Consider the following 20329-nt stretch of genomic DNA (forward strand, 5'->3'; position numbering starts at 1 on the left):
CGCTGTTCGCCGGCGAGTCAGACGTTCCCTTCGCAACGCTCCCTGGCTCGACGGTGGAAGTGGCCTACAACCCGCTCAATCCCAACCAGTCCTTCCAGGTCTCCTCCGAATCCAAGGTCCTGCTGGGCTGTGTCATTCCTTTCTTCGCGGCAACAACCGTGGGGTTGTTTTCCATTTTCAGCGCATTTCCGGAGGGTTGATTGTGGAACCGGTAAAGCTTGTGGTCCTTGTACTCCCAGGCCTGTTTCTGGCAATCGGCCTGGTGCTGGTGGGACTTTCCTTGTCCGCGTCCATCAGGCGGCGCAAGTCGCTGCGCGGCTGGGTGGTGGTCCCTGCAACGGTGACGGGAAACCTTCATGGGAAGGGCGGCCCGGGCAGTGCCGGTGAGCGTTTTGCCCCGCTTTATGAGTTCGATGATGCCCATGGGAGACGCTGGCTGGGACGCTCTGACCTCTTTGGCACAGATGAGGAGATCGTGGGTACCACCATCAGCGTGCTCTACAATCCTGCGGACCCGGCGGAGTCCACCCGCCCCGTTTTCCTCCTGGCAAAGACAAGATTCATGAGTGGCGTCATCCTGGCCATTTTCGGTGCAGGAGCCTTGGCGATGTTCGCAACCGTTTTGGGGCCTTAGGCCCAGGCAGCGGGAACGGTCTAAACCATTGCTATTCGGCTGCGGAAACGTCTGAGGAGACGGCGGCAGTGGGCACTTTGTCCTGGGGGCACAGCTGGTTCACGAGCGACGTGAGTTGGGCGGGCCGGAACGGTTTGATCAGGTATCCCGCGGCGCCTGTTGCCATACCAGCAAGCTGATCGCTCATTTCGGCGCGGGCGGTGACGAAGACGAGTGGCACGGAGGTGATGTCCCTGATCTTGGCAGCGACGTCGAGTCCGTTGATATCGGGCAGGCCCACGTCCACTGTGATGAGCACCAAGTCGGGTTCAGCTGCTGCCTTAATCCCGTCAGCCCCAAACATGGCCTCCCGGACGTCGAAGCCTTCCTTGGCCAAGATGTACCGGATCAGTCCGCGTATATCGTGATCATCTTCAATGACCAGGCACGTTCCTCTTGAAGCCATGGATCCTACCCCCTGCAGTGTGTCACGAGTTTACCAGCCAGGTGCAGATCATTCCGTTAGGCGAGGGTGTTGAACGTTTCTGGGAAATGACGGTGCTGAGGCACTGCAGTTTGTTACCCCGTACTGCGGTGCGTTAAGCAGTGTTGCGCCGCGAGTCTATGGGTGTCGCATGGCATTGAGAAGCCGCGAACTGAATGGTTGATTGGGGGCGTATTGCCACCCACTTCGATTAGACAGGTTCCACGATGACCGGCTTGGCCCACAGGATCTGGAGTCAGTGCGGGGAGGAACTCGATCTCTTCCTCGACCAAGTCCATGCGCTTTCCAGGCAGGAGATCGGGACCGGGGGCCTGGACTGTGCCGCAACCACGCGCCGTCGAGCTTTCCGTCGAGGAAGAGCTTCAGCGTCTGGGCATTTTCGGTGGGGTTGATGGCCACGTCGCCGCCGCCGTCGGGATTGGTCTTGAAGCCCTGTTGGGCAAGCCACGAACGCAACGCCACATCCTGCGTCCCACCCAGTTGCGGTGACGCGAGCGTCTTGCCCTTCAGATCGGCAGGCGACTTGATATCCGGCTTGACCACCAACTGCGCACCACCGGAAGCGGCACCTGCAATGATGCTGATCGATTCTCCATGGCTCTTCACGAAGGAGTTGATGGCGGGATTGGGGCCGATGTACGTCGCATCGATGGCGCCGGCATTGAGCGCCTCCACGGCAGCAGGGCCGGCATTGAATACCTGGGTGCTGAGCTTGGTGGAGCCAAGGTTCTCCTGGATGAAGCCCTGGTTGACCCCCACAAGCGCCGGAGCGTGGGTGATGTTGCCTAAGTAGCCGGGCCTCAGCTCCGAAGCGGGCCCTGAGCCCGCGGAATTAGCGGCCGGCTGGGGGTTGCCGGCTGCTGTCGTGGCGACGGCGGCTCCGGCACCGGCGAGGGCAAGCAGCCCGATTGTCACGCCGATTTAAACCGAAGCGAGCGCTTTGATGTGCGTGGCCCGCCAGCAGAAATTCGGGTGGATCCGGGGTCATTCTGAGGGATAGACATGCTGCTCCTTTGGTCATGCGGCTGGATGTTGGATCGAGATTACGTAGGGCCGCAGGCCGGTGACAAAGGTGCAGGTTTTGGACGTTCACCCCGAGTCGTGGACGTTCACTGCAGGTCTCGGAGGTTCATCAAAGGACTCATTCCGTCAAAAACTGTTGGCTGTCTCTTTCGCCATTTCCAGCACTGCAGGGAGCAGGCGATCGTTCCGGCCCCAGACGGGGTCGAGCAACTCGACGTACCAGGATTCAGCCAGCAGAAGTGCCAGGGCGTCGTTGCTTTCCTCCGCCCAGTCCCGGATTTGTCCGGCCTCGATGGGGCTTTCACTGGTGCCCAGGACGGTGACCACCTCGCCGTCGATGACGGTGACAGGTATGGCAGAGCGGCTCATTTCGCCGGGCGAATGGACGACGGCGATGAGTTCCGTTTGCGTCGACAGCTGAAGCAGGCGCCGCGCAGCTTCCGGGGAGCAGAAGCCTGTTACGTACTGCCGTTGCGCCTGACCGGTAGCCAGCCGGAGGCCCGGCTGGGATTCCTTAGTGAAGAATGCGCTGCGGTTGAGCTCCGCCAACCCGGCAGCTATTGACCGGGTTTCCTCATCCATCTGTGGAGAAAACGTTCCGGCCTGATAGCGGCTGTTGCCCTCAAGCCATCGGGCGGTGAGCTCCCCGGCGGCGGCGAGGGTTGTGGCTTGGCGCCATACTTCGCGGTCACGCAGGAGCCTTCCGTGGCTGTCCAGTTCGGTGGTGAATCGGGAATCATTCATTATTCGACCCTAAAGCGGATGGGCTTTAGGTTGCACTTGGCTTGACGCGCCGCGTTATCCTGCTCCATTGCGTGCAGCATTTGGTTATATGGCGGCACCCCGTCCCGGCAGCGACCTCGCTATGGATTTTGCAGCGGGGCATTCTGGGACGCGTGCACAGCTACCCATTGAACCAGCGGAATCAACAGGCGGCTGAGTTCGGTGCCGCTGTCGGTCAGGCTGTACTCCACGAAGGGCGGGACAACAGGCCGGGCGTCGCGTCGGATCACACCGTCGGCTTCGAGGGTGCGGAGGGTCTGTGCCAGCATTTTTTCGCTGATTCCGCCCACCATCCGCGACAGCTCACTCCACCGGAGGGTCCCTTCTGACAGTGCCAGGATGACCAGGGTTCCCCACTTGTTGGTGACGTGGGTGAGCAGAGTCCTCGACGGGCACTGCTCCGCAAACACATTGTCCGCAAAGCCTTCAATAACACTTTCGGTGCCTGGGGCGGCCAGGATGTTCCGTAACTGATTGAGGGGCATAGAAGGAGCTTACCAAAAAGTGCGTACAGGCATTTTGGAATGTACCGGAAATGCCCGAGGTTGTTAGGTGTGATCGAGCGGTTGGATCGCTTGAAAGAAACCCCCACCTAAAGGAAGACGTACCCATGTCAATCGTTATCACCGGCGCTACCGGACAACTCGGAAGACTCGTTATCGACAGCCTGCTTGACCTGGGCATAGCTCCGGTGGAGCTTGTAGCCGCCGGCCGGGACCAGGAAAAACTGACCGCCCTCTATGAGTCAAAGGGAGTGCGAACTGCCCAGGTCGATTTCAATGATGCAGATTCTCTGGGAGCAGCTTTCCGGACCGGGGACAGGGTCCTTCTGGTCTCAGGTACTGAGCTGGGAAGGCGCGTAGAGCAGCACGTAAACGTCATCAATGCAGCCCGGAAGGCCGGCGTCGACCAGCTCGTCTACACGAGCGCACCGAAGGCCGACACAACAACGCTCATCCTGGCGCCCGAGCACAAGGCCACGGAAGAAGCGCTCATCGCCTCCGGTCTTCCCTACACGATCCTTCGCAACGGCTGGTACTCCGAGAACTATGCAGCTGCTTTGGAGCAGGCCCGTCATACCGGAAAGGTTGTGGCGAGTGCCGGCGATGGGAAAGTGGCCAGTGCGGCCCGCTCGGATTTCGCTGCCGCCGCGGCTACTGTCCTCACCACCGATGGGCACCACAACGCGGTTTACGAGTTGACAGGTGATGTCGCCTGGGATTTCGAAGAGCTTGCCGAAGCTATCGGCACCGTCCTGGGCCGTGAGGTGACTTACGAAGCTGTGGATCCCGCCCGGCACCTGGCAATCCTCACGGCTGCAGGGCTGGACGAACAGACAGCCGGCTTCCTCGTGGCACTCGACGGGAACATCCGCGACGGCGAGTTGGCATCCGTCACAGGCGACCTGTCCCGCCTGACGGGACGTCCGACCGTTCCGCTGGCCGAGGCGCTCGCACCCCTGGCCTGATCCCTCAGCTCCCGCACCCCTGGGCCCTTGGTTCCCAGGGTCCTCGGATCCCAGCGGAGCAAAGGATAGCCCGGGCTGGCAGCAGATGCCCTCAGACTTCATAGTTGAGGGCATCAGCTGCCAGTTAGCGCCCCGGGCGAGCCTTAAGAATCCAGGCAAACCCTTGACGGCAGCTGCGGCAACGTGGAAGATGAAGCGCGCGTTGTTAACGCTCACATCTCATTTCACGGTCTAAGAGAAAGCAGGACAAGGATGTCCGGTTCAGCGCTTTATTCAACGTACTCTCCGCCGGGTACACAGCTCGTTCAGGCGGCATCATCCTTTATCTCAGTCAGTCTCAGATCCTGATGGGCATGAAGAGACTGCTCAGGCTCGCGGCTGCCTCCGCAGCCACTGCCCTTGTTCTTGGCCTTGCTGCCCTTCCCTTCACGCCGCCAGCGCAAAGCGTGGGCGAACCCACCTTTACCAACGCGCTCTTCACCGAGGCGGATCCCACCGTTGAGTACTACAACGGGAACTATTACGCCGCAGCCACTACTTGGTCCGGCGTCGTGACCATGCGGAAATCGCCTACTTTGGCCAATCTCAAAACGGCCACCCCCGTCGTCGTCTATTCCGATACGGCCTCAGGCCGGTCATCGAACATGTGGGCGCCGGAGCTGCAGAGGCTGCAGGGGCCCAACGGCTGGCGCTGGTACCTGATGTACACCATGGGAACGCCCGAGAATTTCGACAACCAGCACCTGCACGTGCTCGAAAGCTCGGGCGATGACCCGCTGGGACCCTACACCTATAAAGGTCAGCCCGTCCCTACCACGGCTTGGAACATTGACGGGGCGTACTTGCAGCTGAATGGCGAGCTGTTCGCAGTCTGGTCGCAATTTGCCCCCGCTCCTGACGGCCGCCAAAGCAATTACATCGCACGCATGTCCAACCCCTGGACGGTGTCCGGGGCTGCGCAAATCCTGTCCCAACCCACCTTGAGCTGGGAGACCGTGGGAGGCGCAGTCAACGAGGGCCCCATCCCGCTGCAGCGCGACGGAAAGACCTTCATCGTCTACTCAGCCAGCGGCTGCTGGACCCCCGACTACAAACTCGGCATGCTCACCTATAACGGCGGAGACCCCGTCCTTGCAGCCTCCTGGACCAAGGGAGCCGATCCTGTTTTCAGCAAGGCCAACGGTGTTTTCGGACCAGGCCACAACGACTTCTTCACGTCCCCTGACGGCACCCAAGTGTGGAACGCCTACCACGGCAACGACTCATCAGGAGACGGCTGCGGAAAGACCCGCTCCACGCGGGCGCAGCCAGTTTCCTGGAGTGCTGACGGAGGTCCCATGCTGGGGCAGCCGGTTTCCACCTCAACCGAAGTCAACGTCCCCAGCGGGGAAAGAGGACCCATCACGACGCCGGTGAACGGCGCCGCGTATGAGCTCGTCAACCGCAACAGTGGCCTGTGCGCCACCGCCAGCGGCGGCTCCGGAGCCGACGGCACCAGCCTGGTGCAGACGGCCTGCACTGGCACTCCTGCAAGCAGTTGGAAGATGGATCCGACGGCGGATGGTTACTACCGGCTGGTGGGCGCCTCCAGCAATAAATCCCTGGATGCGGCAAACTGCGGCACGGTCAACGGAACCCAGGTACGGCAGTGGTCCTGGCTGGCCAACGCCTGCCAGGAATGGCGGGCCGCTCCCGCGGCCGACGGCTACTCGTCGCTGACAAACCGCAACAGCGGGACGGTCCTTGACGCCGCGGGCTGCTCGGTCGCCTCCGGCTCCAAGGTCCAGCTGTGGACCTCGCTGGGCAACGCCTGCCAGCAGTGGGCACTAAGGCCTGTCGGCAACGTAGGCATCGTGTCCGCGGCGAGCGGCAAGTCCTTCGATATTCCCGGTTGCTCCACGGCCAGCGGAGCGTCGCTGCAGCAATGGGAGTGGTCTGGCAGCCCTTGCCAGCGGTGGAGCTTCTCGCAGGCAGCAAGTGGGTACGTCCAGATCCACCCCCAGTCCGCGCCGAGCCTCTGCCTGGGCGTTTCAGCGTCCAGCACGGCCGATGGAGCAGGCGTGGCACAGACTGCCTGCACGGAAAACGGAACCCGATGGCGCATCGATCACCGACAGGACGGCACCATCAACTTCGTCGCTGCCCACAGCGGGAAGTTGCTTGACCTGGCTGGCTGCGGCCTGGCCAACGGAACCCGCGTAAACCAATGGTCCAACTTGAACAACACCTGCCAGCAATTTCGGGTGACCCCGTAGCGACAGTCCACTGAACTGAGGTAGCAGCAGAACACCGAGAGGCCGGGGAGCAGCGTCACCGCTCCCCGGCCTCTCGCGTGCAGGCGGACTCTGACAGGCGAAGCTTCTTATCCTGTTACAAACGGTGCCCGGCTGACGCCTTGTTGAAGATTCTCGATCCTTACAATGGCTAATGTGCGCGATACGGAGCCAGGAGGGGTTGACGTCAGGGCGGTAGCTCTGCTGGCGCCTAGAGCTTCGGAATTGAAGCTGCTCGAGGACGTAGAACATCGGCGCGCCAGGCGTTTCGTTAACCCTTCAGATGCTTCTGCCTTCCTGGCCGGGAGGCTGGCCTTGAGATTCTTCGCTGCTGAACTGGCAGGCGTTTCAGCCGAGTCGTTAGTGGCAGATTTCCAATGCCCTCGTTGCCGAGAGGGAAAAGCGGATCATGGCAGGCCCGGGTACATCCTCCAGGGCGGGGGTCCGGGTCCTCTTCTGAGTTTGAGCCGCATAAACGGGTGGGTTCTGCTGGCAGGCGCCGTTGGCGGCGGATCCCTGGGCGGGGTTGGGGTCGATGCGGAACAGATCGACAGGACAGCGTTCCCTGGCTTTGACGCACTTGTCCTGACTCCACACGAGCTCGGCGGCCTCGCATCGGGGACAACAGCCGAGGGGCATCGCCAGCGGGCACGGCTTTGGGCCCGGAAGGAAGCCTTCGTCAAGGCCATCGGCGAAGGACTGGAACGGGACCCTGCGTCATGTGACGTTACCGGGGACCGGCTTGAGGGGGTTTCGCTGGCGGATCTGGATCCCGAGCGGCTTGGGCTTCCCTCCGGAACCGTCGCAGCTTTGGCAACTCTGGACGGCCGGCCCTGATCGGTTTCACAGGGGCTTCAGCGTTGAGGCAGCCGTGACTGGTAAAGCCAAGGGTGAAGGATGCACTCGGCGTCAAAGCCTGGCAGGCCTGCGGACAGTTCCTGCGCCAGCCCAATAAGATCAGCGGTAGTCACTGATCCGAAGCGGTTCCGTTCCGTCCAGGCCCTAAGGAACCCAAAGAAGAGCGAGTCGCCCATAGCCGTCCTCAGGGCATGCAGGGCCAACGCGCCTCGCTTGTAAACGCGGTCATCGAACATCAGTTCCGGGCCGGGGTCTCCGATCTCCAGGTCCTGCGGTTTGGCTACGAGACCCTGCCGGGCAGCATCGGCGCGGAATGAAGCCGTTCCTTGGCCGGAGGCTTCTGACCACAACCATTCTGCATAGCAGGCAAAACCCTCGTGAAGCCAGATGTCCTTCCAGGAGGAGGCTGTTAGGGAATTCCCAAACCACTGGTGCGCAAGTTCATGGGCGATGAGGCGCTGCGATTCCCACCGCTGGTCCAGATGGTTGCGGCCGATGATTGACAGGGACTGCGCCTCAAGGGGAATTTCCAGTTCATCATCCGGGACGACGACCGTGTAGGAGTGAAACGGGTACGGTCCGAAGCAGGCTTCAAAGGTGGCCATCATCTGGTCCTGCCGGGCAAGGGTTGCCTGTGCCCGCTCCATCAGGACCGCCGGTGCGGCGACGAGCTGCCGGACCTTGCTTACGTTGGCTGGTTCGTTTCGGCCACCGGGGGCAGGCTCTTGAGAGTCTGCCAGTGGGGCGATCTCGTAACGGCCGATCTGTACCGTAGCCAGGTAAGTTGCCATGGGTTCGGATTGCTCATAAACCCACGTTTCGCGGCTGGCCTTCGCATGTCTGGAAACCAGGGTCCCATTGCACACCACCTGATAATTCGCATCAGTGGTGACAGTGAAACCGAAAGCGGCTTTGCGACTGGGATGGTCGTTGCAAGGAAACCAGGAAGGTGCTCCTGTGGGTTGTCCTGCGACGAGGACGCCGTCTGTCAGTTCTTCCCACCCGACGTCGCCCCAGTTTCCCCGCAGGGGGCCGGGCCGTCCTTCATAGCGGATGTCCAGGCTGAAATCGGATCCCGCAGGGAGGGGGCCGGCGGGGGTGATGACGACGCGGCCGTCGCGCTGGATGAATCGTGCGGGACGTTGGCCGTCCACCCTGACCTTCACCACCCGCAGTCCTGAGAGGTTCAGCATGATGGACGTCAGCTGCGTGCTTGCGGTCGCGGAAACAGTTACATGCGCCTCAAGGCGGTTCGTGGCCACACGGTAGTCGAGGTGCAGCTCATACCGTGAAACGCTGAAGTCCAAGGAACCGTGGCCCGGGGTATAGGAATCCGGCAGAGGATCCGGAAGGAGTGCCCGGCCCAGTTCAGGGGAAGCGAAAGGTCGGTTCACCCGATCATCGTAACTTGACCTGGCCCGCCGGGCCCCACCACCCAGGGGCTGACGGGATTCCCGATCCAATAGCTGCCTGCGGGGACGGTTTCCCCTCGCATCACGAGGGACGCCGGGCCGACGGTGCCTCCGGCGCCGATGCATGCTGCGGGCAGGATCACGCCGTGGGGGCCGATGGTGGCCCCGTCCTCCAAAGTCACCGCTGCCATGCTCATGACGCGGTCGTGGAACAAATGCGTCTGGATCACGCAGCCGCGATTGACCGTGGAGTTTTCACCTAAGGTGACCAGATCGGCTTCAGGCAGCCAGTAGCTCTCGCACCAGCTACCGGAGCCAATCCGCGCGCCCAGGGCGCGGAGCCACCAAACGAGGGCAGGACTGCCTGTTGCGGATCGGGCGAACCAGGGTGCAGTCACCATCTCCACAAAGGTATCCACTACCTCGTTGCGCCAGATGAAAGAACTCCACAGCGGATGTTCGCTGGCTTCGACCCGGCCCATGAGCGCCCATTTCGCGGCGACGGAAGCCCCCGCCGCCACAGCTCCTGCGGCGAGGACGATGACTCCGCCCAAGAGGGCAGCGATCACGTATCCTCCGGCGCTGCCGGCCAGAAGGTCCAGGGCAAGCAGGACCCCGGCAGCGATGCCTACAGTCAGGACGACGGGAATCGCCCGGCACAGTTCCCAGCATGCACGGAAGATTTTCAGTCGCAGCGGGGGATCAAACGTCAGGGTTTGGTCGGCGTCGAGCTTTGACCTCCTGAGTCTCACGGGAGGGCTGCCGAGCCAGGACGTGCCTGACTTGGCCTTGGCAGGTGTAGCTGAGAGTACAGCGACGAGGGAATTTTTAGGAACGCTGCGGCCCGGGCCGGTCATGCCGGAGTTCCCTAGGAAAGCTCGTTTGCCGATCTTTGCGGGGGCTACTTTCATCCAGCCCCCGCTGAGTTCGTAGGAGGCGATCATCGTGTCATCAGCCAAGAAAGCCCCGTCGCCGACCGTGGTCATGGAAGGCAGGAGCAGAACGGTGGACGCTTCGACGTTGCGTCCTACCTTTGCTCCGAGCATTCTCAACCACAGAGGGGTGAACAGGCTGGCATAAATCGGAAACAGCAGATCCCGGGCCGCGTCCAGCACCCGCTCTGTAGCCCAGATCCGCCACCCCGTAAGGCTGCGCACCCGGTAGTGGCCTTCCTTCAAGCCGATCCCCAGGATACGGACCGCTCCGGCAATGAGCAGGAGGTTGGCGATGAACCAGACGGCAGCCGCTACGGGCACAGCTCCAAGCACAGCCGGCCAGGCTTGCGCGAGGGAATCTTGGCCGCGAACCGCCCAAGCCACCACCGAGGCCCCTGCCAATACCGAGCAAAACGGAATCCCGGCGAGCAGGGTTGACCCTGCAACGTAGGCGGGAAACCAGAGGCCGGGTCCTTTCTTAAGCGACGGGTACGCGGGAACGTCACGGCGGGCCTTGCCTATCCTGACGGCGGGAGACCCGGCATAGTGCTGGTTGGCGCGGACCCTCCCCAAAACTGCGGAGCCGGGAGAAACCTCTGCTCCGGCCCCCACCCTGGCGCCGGGCATCAGGGTGCTGCGGGAGCCGACTGTCGCCCCACGGCCTACATGAATGCGTCCGATATGGACCAGGTCGCCGTCGATCCACCAGCCGGAGAGATCCACTTCAGGTTCAATCGAGGATTCCGGACCGAGGTACAGCATCCCGGTGACCGGAGGCACGGAATGGAGATCAACATTCGGGCCGATCTTCGCGCCCAGCGCCCGGGCATAGTACGGAATCCAGGGGGCCCCGGCGAGACTGACCGCCCCGGCGAGGTCAGCGATCTGCTCTGCCAGCCACAGCCTCAAGTGAACTCTCCCGGATCGGGGGTAGGCGCCTGGGGCAACGCCGCGCAGCAGTATCCGGGCGGCAGCCGCAGCGATTGACATGCGTCCCAATGGACTGACGAAAACTGCCCAGGATGCCAGCACCCACCACCAGGAAACGGTGGGTGCAGCCGAGAGAACGCCGAGCATGGACAGTACGTTGTTTCCGGCCATGAGATAGGTCAGCCAGCGCATCCCCACCAGGACATGAAGGGGCGCACTGATGAGCACCTGGAAGACTTGGGATTTCCGGGCGGTTGGCCTGACGGTACGTTCACGCACCGGGCCTGCAGTCCCGCCGCCCGATGCCAGGGCCAGCTCCACAAGTGCGCCCAGCCGCGGCCGGGAGTAGATGTCAGCGACAGTGATGGTGGGATATCTGGTGCGCAGTGCGGATACCAGCTGAGCAGCTGCCAGACTGCCTCCGCCGTGTGCGAAAAAGTCGGCCTCCAGACCTTCGGGAGTCCCGCCCAGCACCGCGGTCCACTGCTCGGCGATCCACGCGGCAACCGGATCCAGGGTCACTGTCCCGGCAGATGCTTCCTCGGCCACGGATGGGAGGGGCCACGGCAGTGCGGCACGGTCCACCTTGCCGCTGGTCTTTACCGGGAGGGCGTCGACGACGGCGAGCATGGGAATAAGCGCGGCCGGAAGTCTCAGGGCCAGCACCTCACGAAGGGCGGCAAGGTCCGGTTCGATGCCTGGCCCCGGGGCAAGGTAGCCAACGAGCACCTGATGTCCGGCGCCGGTGTTTTTTACTGCGGCTGCTGCGCCGTGGATTCCGGGCAGGGCCTGCAAGGCGGAATCAACTTCCCCCAGTTCAATGCGTCGTCCACCGAGCTTGACCTGTTCATCGGCCCGGCCCACGAAGAGAAGACCCTCGCGTTCATAGCGTACGAGGTCGCCGCTGCGGTAGGCGCGGTCCCAGCCGAGGCTGTTCATGGGCGCGAACTTTTCGGCGTCCTTGACCGGGTCCAGATACCTGGCCAGTCCTACGCCACCGATAATCAGTTCTCCGACGTCGCCCTCAGCCACCGGAGTGCCCTCGGCATCCACGACGGCAAGATCCCAGCCATCCAGCGGAAGACCTATTCTGACGGGCCCGGATCCATCCATGAGGGCTGCGCAGGACACTACCGTCGCCTCCGTGGGCCCGTACGTGTTCCAAACCTGGCGGTCCTGCACTGCCAGACGGGCCGCCAGTTCCGGCGGGCAGGCTTCGCCGCCGAAGATCAGCAGCCGGACGGCGTCAAGTGTCTCGACCGGCCAGAGGGCGGCCAGCGTTGGCACGGTGGAGACGGCAGTAATGCCCTTGGTGACCAGCCACGGACCCAAGTCCATTCCTGTCCTCACCAGGGCACGAGGAGCCGGAACCAGGCATGCCCCGTGCCGCCATGCCAGCCACATCTCTTCGCATGATGCATCAAAGGCGACGGAGAGGCCTGCCAGTACCCGGTCAGCAGGACCGAGGGGCTCGTCCTGCAGGAAGAGGCATGCCTCGGCGTCGACGAATGCCGCGGCGGAGCGGTGTGTTACCGCCACGCCTTTAGGTGTCCCTGTGGATCCGGACGTGAAAATAATCCACGCATCATCATCAGGTGCGGCCGGACGCGGCGCCGGCAAGGAGCCGCCGGGGGCGGGGGCATTCTGGATACCGCCGACGCCCAGAACGGCGGAAACTCCGGCTTCGGCGAACACCAGCCTGGCGCGCTCATCGGGGTCGTCGGCGTCGACCGGGACGTAGGCCGCCCCGACAAAAAGGACAGCAAGAATCGCCACATACAGTTCGTTGGTGCCTGACGGAATCCGCACGCCCACTCTGTGCCCCGCGCCAATGCCGGAGCGCTGCAACTGCCGGGCATAGGCCCTGACCTCGGCCTGCAGTTCGGTGTAACTGAGGCAGGCACGGCCATCGTCCAGGGCGGATGAGTCAGGATACGTGGCAACAGAATCTTTAAAAATCTCTACAAGCGTGCGCGGGGCGGGGGCCTTCAGCGCACCTTTCAGCTGCGGGCTGTGGGTTTGCACGAACCCGTTTATGCCAGCGACAGCTGTGGCGACCACAGGCCTAGCTTCCACCTGGGCTTTCACCGTCCTCGAAGATCCTTGAAGCGGGGCCAACAATCAGGCTGTCCGGCGCGGCGACAAGTTCGGTGTCTTTGTCCTCATAATCAAACATGTGCAGGACATGGCGCATGGCTTCCAGCCTGGCGCGTTTCTTGTCGTTGCTCTTGACCACCGTCCAAGGGGCCCAAGCGGTGTCGGTTGCCCGAAACATAGTCTCCTTGGCTACGGTGTAGGAATCCCATTTGTCGAGCGAGGCCAGATCCATGGGGGAGAGCTTCCATTGCCGGACCGGGTCCACCTGGCGGATGGTGAACCGTGTCAGTTGCTCAGTGCGGGACACGGAAAACCAGAACTTCACGACGTCGATACCGTCGTTTGTCAGAACCTGCTCGAAGGCCGGAGCCTGGCGTAGGAACCCCCGGTATTGGGCGTCGGTACAAAATCCCATGACCCGCTCAACCCCTGCCCGGTTGTACCAGGAGCGGTCAAACATGATGATCTCGCCTGCAGCCGGCAGATGGGCCACATATCGCTGGAAGTACCATTGTGACTGCTCACGCTCGCTCGGCTTCTCCAACGCCACCACGTGGGCCCCGCGCGGGTTCAGATGTTCGGTGAAGCGCTTGATGGTCCCGCCCTTACCGGCCGCGTCCCGCCCTTCAAAGACCACAACCAAGCGACGTCCCGTGGCTTTTATCCACTTCTGCAGCTTCAGCAGTTCGATCTGAAGCAACCGCTTCTCCATCTCGTACTGCTCCCGTGTCATCCGGGCGGCGTACGGGTAGCCTTCCCGCCAGGTGTCGACCGGGGTTCCGTGGGGACTGACGAGAACCGGGTCATCGTCATCATCGTCGAGCACGGAGAAGCCATGGCTGGACAGATCGAATACGTTCACCGGCAGACCGTACGCCCAAGCGGTGAACTCCCGATGAACAAAGAAACAACAGAGTGAGATGTGAACCGCACGATTCTAGGCTTGCGGCCGGACCCTGAGCCAAACGTACTCGCGTGGGGTGAGGGTGATTCCGTGGCCGAAGCCCACCGGGCTATCGGACAGTACATTTACTGCGTCAGGGGCGAATCCAGACAGCGTCATGGCCGTAACGTCCTGGGGTTTATCGCTGAAGTTGGCCAGGGCGAGTATTGCCGAGCCGTTCCCCGGCCGTTGATAGCCGAGAACGCTTTGATTATGGGTGTTGAAGTCCACCAGGCGTGTGCCGGCCATTTCGGGGGTGGCAGCGCGCACTGAAATCATTTTCCGCAGCCCGGCGAAGATTGTGCCTTCGGGCGTCGCGGGGTCGTGCCGCCGTTCATATTGCTCCGCTGGGTAGTGCGGCCGGTGTACCCAGCGGCTGTCGGCTGCGTGACCTTCTTCCATTGCATACTGGTAGTCATTCAGCTGGCCCACCTCGTCGCCCAGATAGAGCAGCGGGATGCCACCGGTGCTGAACGCCACCGAGTGTGCCAGCAGGATTCTTTCCAGCGCCTCAATGGAAGCGTCCTCAAGGCCACAGAGGGACGCCGTCGTTCCGGAAATCCTGCAGTCCCCGGTGCGGGGGTTGTCCTGGAAGGGGACGCCATGGGCGAAGCTCCCCGGAAACCGGTTGACGTAGAAGGAGTTCAGGAACCGCCGGTGCTCGAAGCCGTTGATGCCCAGCTCTGCGGCGTCTTCGTCTGAGAAGGTCCAGCCGATGTCGTCGTGGCTGCGGACATAGTTGATCCAGGCCGTTCCCGGCGGAATGTTGTGGCGCCGTTCCAGTCCTTGCGAGAGCAGAGAGACGTTCCTGGTGGCCATCGCTTCCCAGATCAGGGCCATCTGCAACGGGTTGTAGGAAAGCTGGCACTCTGCCGGATCGATGTACAAGGCCACTTCATCAGGGTGGACGATCGCTTCGGATTTGAAGAGGAGGGAGGGGGCGCCGATGCGGCAGACAGCATTGAAGGCCTGCAGCAGGGTGTGGGCTTCCGGCAGGTTCTCGCACGTCGTTCCGAGCTGCTTCCAGATAAAGGCCACAGCATCCATCCGTAGAATGTCCACTCCCTGATTTGCCAGGAAAAGCATCTCCCCGGCCATGGCACGAAACACCGCCGGGTTGGAGTAGTTCAAGTCCCACTGGAAGGAATGGAACGTTGCCCAGACCCAGCGACCGTCAGGCATTTGAATGAACGAGCCAGGGTGGTCGTCGGGGAAAATCTCGCGAACGTTCTTCTCAAACTCATCGGGCAGGGTACGGTCCGGGAAGATCCAGTAGTAGCCGCTGTATTCCGGATCGTCCTGAGCAGCCTTGCGCGCCCATTCATGTTCGTCCGAGGTGTGATTGAAAATGAAGTCGACCACCAGGCTGATGCCGTTGGCCCGCAGTTCAGCTGCAAGCTCGCGCAGCTGTTCCATTGTGCCGAGCCTTGGGTTGATTTCACGGTAGCTGGAGACCGCGTAACCGCCGTCGGAGTGCGGCTCGGGTGCCAGGAACAGCGGCATCAGGTGCAGGTAGGTGAGGCCCAGTTCCTTGAAGTACGGGATCCGTGCGCGGACGCCCTCAAGGTCGGCAGCGTACCGGTCCACGTAGCAGACCCCGCCGAGCATCCGGTTGGACTGGAACCAGTCGTTGTTGCCCTCCCGCTCGACGTCGATGGTCCTCAGGTCTGCGGGCCTTTCCTTCCATGAGCGGGCTATTTCGAGGAGAAGGGAAGTCAGTTGGTCCTGAAAGTCCGGCCGCGAGCCATAGAGCGAATGGAACAACCGGGATAAGTCGGGAAAATGCCTGTCGAATCGGCGCGCGAAGTCGGGCCAGTCCTGATCTCCACGTCCGATGCCAGCCTTCTCCCCGACGGCGTCAAGCACCTTCCGGCCTCGGATCTGGTCTGCTTCTGTGAGCTCAGGCATGGAAACTGCTCCTTGGAGGAGGTTGCGGTTCGGTTTACTGGCTGTAAGTGCTATTCACCGGCAGCTGGCTGCTGCCGGTCTTATGAGAGCGCTAGCCCCGATGGTGATTGTAGTAGTGCTTCCCGGACGAGGTCTTGAGGGCCCGGGCAGAACTTCGCGGGTGTTATTAGGCAAAACGTTGTTACAATCATGCGTGACGCGGGTTCCGCGGTCTCTAACTTTTGCGCGGTCCGGCTCCTGGGGGGGGTGGACGCCTGAACCTAGGATTTCGCAATGTTTGATGCTCTGCGCACACGCCTGTCCTCCCGTCTCCTGATTCCAGGTGTGCTGGCACTCGTCTGCGGCTCTGTTGTTTCGCTCCCGGCTGCGGCCGCGCCGGAACTTCCCGTTGCACCCGCCGCCCCGGCCGTCGGCGCCGCAGCCGGCACCGACCAGATCATCGTTAAGTTCAAAGCTAAAGCCGCCCCGGGTTCTGCCATGCGGGCGCAGGCCTTCGGCAAGGTAGCCCAGATATCGGGAACACCAGTGAACGACGTCCGCGGGACCTCCGCCGGTGCCCGTATCGTGCGGAGCGAGCGCACCCTGACTCCCGACGAAACCGAAAAGGCGCTGGCTGCGCTCAGGGCGGATGCCGCCGTCGAGTATGCCGAGCCTGACAACCGCATGCACCGGGCGGCCGCGCCGAACGATCCTTTCTTCCAAAGTCAGTGGGGGCTCGGCGAGGAGAACGGTGGAATGCGCCTGACCGGTGCCTGGACCGCCAGCAAAGGCGCCGGGGTTGTGGTGGCGGTGGTCGACACAGGGATCACCAGCCACGCGGACCTGAACGCCAACGTGCTCCCCGGCTACGACATGATGGCCGATACCGACTACTCCCGTGACCTGGATGGCCGGGACTCCAACCCCCGCGATGAAGGAGACTGGACCCCAGCGGGCATGTGCGGGGATGGCGTCCCGGCCAGCCCTTCCTCATGGCACGGCACCCAAGTGGCAGGCATCGTCGCCGCAACTGCCAACGACTCATACGGTATGACCGGAGTTGCACCTCAGGCAAAGATCCTGCCGGTCCGCGTTCTGGGCCCCTGCGGCGGCTATACATCCGATATCGCGGACGGAATCATCTGGGCCGCCGGCGGTACCGTTGAGGGCATACCAGTCAATCCCAACCCGGCCCGCGTCATCAACCTCAGCCTCGGCGGCGAGTTTGCGTGCTCGGCGACTTTCCAGGCTGCCGTCAGCTTCGCCTACAACTCCGGAGCGGCGGTGGTGGCAGCGGCCGGCAACGAAGGGATCCCTGCTGCCGAGACAAGCCCCTCCAATTGTGACAACGTCATTTCTGTCGCCGCTCTTGACCGCACCGGGCAATTGACTTCCTACTCCAACTATGGCCCCGCGGTTGACGTGGCGGCGCCAGGAGGGGACACGACGCAAGATTTCATGAACGGAATTGTCGTGACATACAACGCGGGCAATGAGGGTCCCGTAACCGCCCCAAGTCGTGAAACCGAAGCTTATGCGCTCTCCGAAGGGACCTCGATGGCGGCGCCCCACGCGTCCGGTCTCGCCGCGCTCCTAATCTCCAAGCTCGGAGACCTGGCCACACCGGCAAACGTGGAGACGAGGATGGAAACCACCTCAAGGAAGTACGCCGGGGCCTGCCAGCCACCCAAGACATGCGGCAGCGGGGCACTGGACGCAACGGCAGCAGTCAACATCTTCAGGGACATCAATACGAACTCGTCCTTCTCCAAGGAGATCACCTGGCTGGCACTGGAACGGATCACCCTGGGCTGGGCCGAGGCCGACGGCTCCCGGACCTTCCGTTCTGCCCAGCCTGTATATAGGGATCAGATGGCTGCTTTCCTGTACCGGCTCGCCGGAAGTCCGCAGTTTGTTCCCCCTGCGCAGTCGCCCTTCGCCGACGTGCCAACCAGCCACAATTTCTACAAGGAGATTTCGTGGCTTGCCAAGATGGAAATCAGCGGCGGTTGGGGGGAAGCCGACGGTTCCAAGACCTTCCGCCCGGCCACACCCGTGAATCGTGACCAGATGGCCGCTTTTATTTACCGCCATGCAGGAAAGCCGGAGTATGTGCCGCCGGCAGTTTCTCCGTTCGCCGACATTCCTACAAACCACGGTTTTTACAAAGAAATTGCCTGGCTTGCCAAGATGGAAATCAGCGGCGGTTGGGGGGAAGCCGATGGTTCAAAGACCTTCCGCCCGGGCTCGGCCGTCCTCCGGGACCAGATGGCAGCATTCATGTACCGCTACCGCCATCCCAAGACGTGATAGTTCCTTAGCCGGGTGTCTAAAGGTAGCGGTGCCACCAGCGGCACCGCTACCTTTACGCCTCCCGAATCATTGACGCAACGGTGACCGGCCATGTGTCAGCCAATATGCCGCCGCCGTTAACCCTGCGTTCACCTTTCACGGCCATTCCCTTTACCTGATGCCCATACCTTCGATCAAGGTAGAGAACTACGCATCAGCGAACCCGGGCGACTCCGGCCCGGTCCGCGAATGATTCCCTGGAAGGGGCACATCGAGTGAAGGCATTCCGTTTCGGCCGCCATGCGGCCATTGCAGTCATCGCAGCAGGGGCACTTGCGTTGACGGCTTGTGGTTCCGACAACCCCACTGAGGCCGCCGCAAACGGCGGGGCCAAGTCCGGCTCCAACGCCACCGGCACATTGACCGGTATCGGTTCCTCCGCGCAGGGCGCAGCAATGGATGTTTGGAAGTCAGAGTTTGCGTCGGCAAACCAGGGCGCCACGGTCCAGTACTCCCCGGACGGCTCCGGTGCCGGCCGCAAGGCGCTTCTGGATGGTTCGGCCCAGTTCGGCGGATCTGACGCTTACCTGAAGGACGACGAGTACGAATCGTCCAAGGAGATCTGCGGTCCCGACGGCGCCGTCAACATTCCGGTCTACATCTCCCCGATCGCTATCGCCTTCAACATCCCGGACGTCAAGGAACTGAACCTCGACGCCGTAACAGTTGCCAAAATCTTCCGTGGCGAAATCAAAAACTGGAACGATCCGGCAATCTCGGAACTGAACCCTGACACGAGCCTGCCTGACCTCAAGGTCACCCCCGTGAACCGCTCCGATGACTCGGGCACCACCACCAACTTCACGGACTACCTTGCTGCAGCGGCTCCGGAAGCCTGGACCGATAAGGCTTCCGGCGTTTGGCCGGCCTCCCTGAAGGGTGAAAACGCCAAGGGAACCTCCGGCGTCGTCAAGACCGTCACAGACACCCCGGGTGCCGTTACCTACGCTGACGACTCCGCAGTGAGCGGCAAGCTGGGCATCGCCAGGATCAAGGTTGGGGAGACTTTCACGAAGATCTCCGCCGAGGCCGCGGCCAAGGCAGTCGATGCCGGCAAGCCCGTCGAGGGCCGGTCTGCGAACGATCTGTCCATCAAGCTGGACCGTAAGACTGCCGTCGAGGGCGCTTACCCCGTAGTGCTGGTATCCTTCCACGTTGTCTGCTCCACCTATGACAGCAAGGAGACGGTTGACCTGGTCAAGGCCTTCGAAACCTACGTTGTCTCCGAGGAAGGCCAGGAAGCCGCAGCCGATGCCGCCAAGTCGGCACCGCTTTCGGCAGAACTCCGTGAGAAGGCCGTCAAGGCCATCGAATCCATCAAGGTCAAGTCCTAGGGTCAAATCCTAGGGATTCCCGACTGCTGCAAGGCATAGTGGAAAAACCAAACTGAACCAGGTTCCCTGCTCCGGCTGGGCGGTCACGGACCGTCCGCCGGGGGCAGGGATTCTGGCTGTTGTCCGAAGCACCACCAGATTCACCGCTTATCGGGAAGGAGAGCAGGCCTCCCGGCAAGCGGTTCTGATCCCAGAGGATCGTTTGTGACCATCACCTCCCTGACACGTTCCCGGGGCGCAGGCCGCGCCGGGGATAAAGTCTTCTCCGGAGCCGCCTTGGCAGCAGGCTGCCTGATCCTTGCGGTGCTCTTTGGCGTTGCCCTTTTTCTTGTTATCCAGGCCCTCCCCGCGTTCATGGCACCCGCTGACAAGATCCAAGGCGGCGAAGGGTTCTTTGCCTACATCTGGCCGATCGTTATCGGTACCTTGATCGCGGCGCTGATCGCGCTGGTGATCGCCACCCCCATAGCTATCGGAGTGGCACTCTTTATTTCCCACTTCGCGCCGCGCCAGCTCGCCTCCGGGCTCGGGTACGTGATCGATCTCCTCGCCGCCATTCCGTCAGTGGTTTACGGCGCCTGGGGTGCAGCCTTCCTGGCCAAGGAAATATCACCGGCTTACAACTGGCTCGCGGACAACATGGGATGGCTGCCCATCTTCCAGGGCCCTGCCTCCGCAACAGGCAAAACTATCCTCACCGCCGGCATAGTGCTCGCTGTCATGGTCCTGCCCATCATCACTTCCCTCACGCGTGAAATCTTCCTGCAGACCCCTAAACTGCACGAGGAGGCCGCGTTGGCACTGGGCGCGACGCGCTGGGAAATGATCAAGATGACTGTGCTGCCGTTTGGTCGGCCAGGAATCATCAGCGCCGTGATGCTGGGCCTCGGAAGGGCACTTGGCGAGACGATGGCTG

General features: G+C 62.2%; 14 protein-coding genes and 2 pseudogenes. 8 read left to right on the forward strand and 8 right to left on the reverse strand.

What is annotated here, in order from left to right:
- Positions 1–200 (forward strand): annotated as a pseudogene (locus RIN13_RS16830) (DUF3592 domain-containing protein); the annotation flags it as partial.
- Positions 201–202: 2 nt separating this feature from the next.
- A complete protein-coding gene (locus RIN13_RS16835; protein ID WP_309108467.1) occupies positions 203–634 on the forward strand; it encodes a DUF3592 domain-containing protein in 432 nt (143 codons plus the stop codon).
- A 31-nt stretch (positions 635–665) separates the two neighbouring features.
- On the opposite strand, the gene RIN13_RS16840 is transcribed toward RIN13_RS16835, so the two are convergent.
- From RIN13_RS16840 to RIN13_RS16855, 4 genes and pseudogenes are all read right to left on the reverse strand, one after another.
- On the reverse strand, positions 666–1079 hold the full coding sequence (locus RIN13_RS16840; RefSeq protein ID WP_309108468.1) for a response regulator: 414 nt from the start codon (positions 1077–1079) through the stop codon (positions 666–668).
- A 363-nt stretch (positions 1080–1442) separates the two neighbouring features.
- Positions 1443–2122: pseudogene (locus RIN13_RS16845) on the reverse strand (ABC transporter substrate-binding protein); the annotation flags it as partial.
- Between the two features lie 145 nt (positions 2123–2267).
- Entirely contained in the window at positions 2268–2885 is a 618-nt protein-coding gene (locus RIN13_RS16850; RefSeq protein ID WP_309108469.1) for a DUF6919 domain-containing protein, read from the reverse strand.
- A gap of 119 nt (positions 2886–3004) precedes the next feature.
- Positions 3005–3409, reverse strand: coding sequence for a helix-turn-helix domain-containing protein (locus RIN13_RS16855; protein ID WP_309108470.1), 405 nt, complete (start codon positions 3407–3409; stop codon positions 3005–3007).
- A 125-nt stretch (positions 3410–3534) separates the two neighbouring features.
- Between RIN13_RS16855 and RIN13_RS16860 the strand changes: the two genes are divergently transcribed.
- The 3 genes from RIN13_RS16860 to RIN13_RS16870 all read left to right on the forward strand — a co-directional run bounded on the left by RIN13_RS16860 (position 3535) and on the right by RIN13_RS16870 (position 7502).
- Complete coding sequence (locus RIN13_RS16860; RefSeq protein ID WP_309108471.1) at positions 3535–4392, forward strand: SDR family oxidoreductase; 858 nt, start codon at positions 3535–3537, stop codon at positions 4390–4392.
- A gap of 353 nt (positions 4393–4745) precedes the next feature.
- Positions 4746–6647, forward strand: a complete 1902-nt coding sequence (locus RIN13_RS16865) for an RICIN domain-containing protein (protein ID WP_309108472.1) — start codon at positions 4746–4748, stop codon at positions 6645–6647.
- Positions 6648–7127: 480 nt separating this feature from the next.
- On the forward strand, positions 7128–7502 hold the full coding sequence (locus RIN13_RS16870; protein WP_309108473.1) for a 4'-phosphopantetheinyl transferase superfamily protein: 375 nt from the start codon (positions 7128–7130) through the stop codon (positions 7500–7502).
- Positions 7503–7519: 17 nt separating this feature from the next.
- Here the strand turns inward: RIN13_RS16870 and RIN13_RS16875 are convergent, their stop codons facing one another.
- The 4 genes from RIN13_RS16875 to RIN13_RS16890 all read right to left on the reverse strand — a co-directional run bounded on the left by RIN13_RS16875 (position 7520) and on the right by RIN13_RS16890 (position 15748).
- Positions 7520–8917, reverse strand: coding sequence for a M1 family metallopeptidase (locus RIN13_RS16875; protein WP_309108474.1), 1398 nt, complete (start codon positions 8915–8917; stop codon positions 7520–7522).
- On the reverse strand, positions 8914–12825 hold the full coding sequence (locus tag RIN13_RS16880) for a Pls/PosA family non-ribosomal peptide synthetase (protein WP_309108475.1): 3912 nt from the start codon (positions 12823–12825) through the stop codon (positions 8914–8916). The genes RIN13_RS16875 and RIN13_RS16880 overlap by 4 nt, the downstream gene beginning before the upstream one ends.
- A gap of 40 nt (positions 12826–12865) precedes the next feature.
- Positions 12866–13759 (reverse strand): polyphosphate kinase 2, encoded by an 894-nt coding sequence (gene ppk2, locus RIN13_RS16885; protein WP_309108476.1) that lies wholly within the window; start codon positions 13757–13759, stop codon positions 12866–12868.
- A gap of 75 nt (positions 13760–13834) precedes the next feature.
- Positions 13835–15748, reverse strand: a complete 1914-nt coding sequence (locus RIN13_RS16890) for an alpha-amylase family protein (protein WP_309108477.1) — start codon at positions 15746–15748, stop codon at positions 13835–13837.
- A gap of 273 nt (positions 15749–16021) precedes the next feature.
- Between RIN13_RS16890 and RIN13_RS16895 the strand changes: the two genes are divergently transcribed.
- The 3 genes from RIN13_RS16895 to pstC all read left to right on the forward strand — a co-directional run.
- On the forward strand, positions 16022–18037 hold the full coding sequence (locus RIN13_RS16895) for a S8 family serine peptidase (protein WP_309108478.1): 2016 nt from the start codon (positions 16022–16024) through the stop codon (positions 18035–18037).
- Between the two features lie 257 nt (positions 18038–18294).
- Entirely contained in the window at positions 18295–19413 is a 1119-nt protein-coding gene (gene pstS, locus RIN13_RS16900) for a phosphate ABC transporter substrate-binding protein PstS (RefSeq protein ID WP_309108479.1), read from the forward strand.
- Between the two features lie 204 nt (positions 19414–19617).
- Positions 19618–20329 (forward strand): phosphate ABC transporter permease subunit PstC (gene pstC / locus RIN13_RS16905; protein WP_309108480.1); only part of this gene is annotated, 712 nt, incomplete at its 3' end.

Source organism: Arthrobacter sp., from assembly GCF_031179985.1.
Lineage (GTDB): Bacteria > Actinomycetota > Actinomycetes > Actinomycetales > Micrococcaceae > Arthrobacter.

Bases quoted from the DNA above. Each gene is read 5' to 3' on its own strand.
- RIN13_RS16840 (WP_309108468.1), bottom strand. From the start codon at position 1,079: ATGGCTTCAAGAGGAACGTGCCTGGTCATTGAAGATGATCACGATATA.
- RIN13_RS16850 (WP_309108469.1), bottom strand. From the start codon at position 2,885: ATGAATGATTCCCGATTCACCACCGAACTGGACAGCCACGGAAGGCTC.
- RIN13_RS16855 (WP_309108470.1), bottom strand. From the start codon at position 3,409: ATGCCCCTCAATCAGTTACGGAACATCCTGGCCGCCCCAGGCACCGAA.
- RIN13_RS16860 (WP_309108471.1), top strand. From the start codon at position 3,535: ATGTCAATCGTTATCACCGGCGCTACCGGACAACTCGGAAGACTCGTT.
- RIN13_RS16865 (WP_309108472.1), top strand. From the start codon at position 4,746: ATGAAGAGACTGCTCAGGCTCGCGGCTGCCTCCGCAGCCACTGCCCTT.
- RIN13_RS16890 (WP_309108477.1), bottom strand. From the start codon at position 15,748: ATGCCTGAGCTCACAGAAGCAGACCAGATCCGAGGCCGGAAGGTGCTT.
- RIN13_RS16895 (WP_309108478.1), top strand. From the start codon at position 16,022: ATGTTTGATGCTCTGCGCACACGCCTGTCCTCCCGTCTCCTGATTCCA.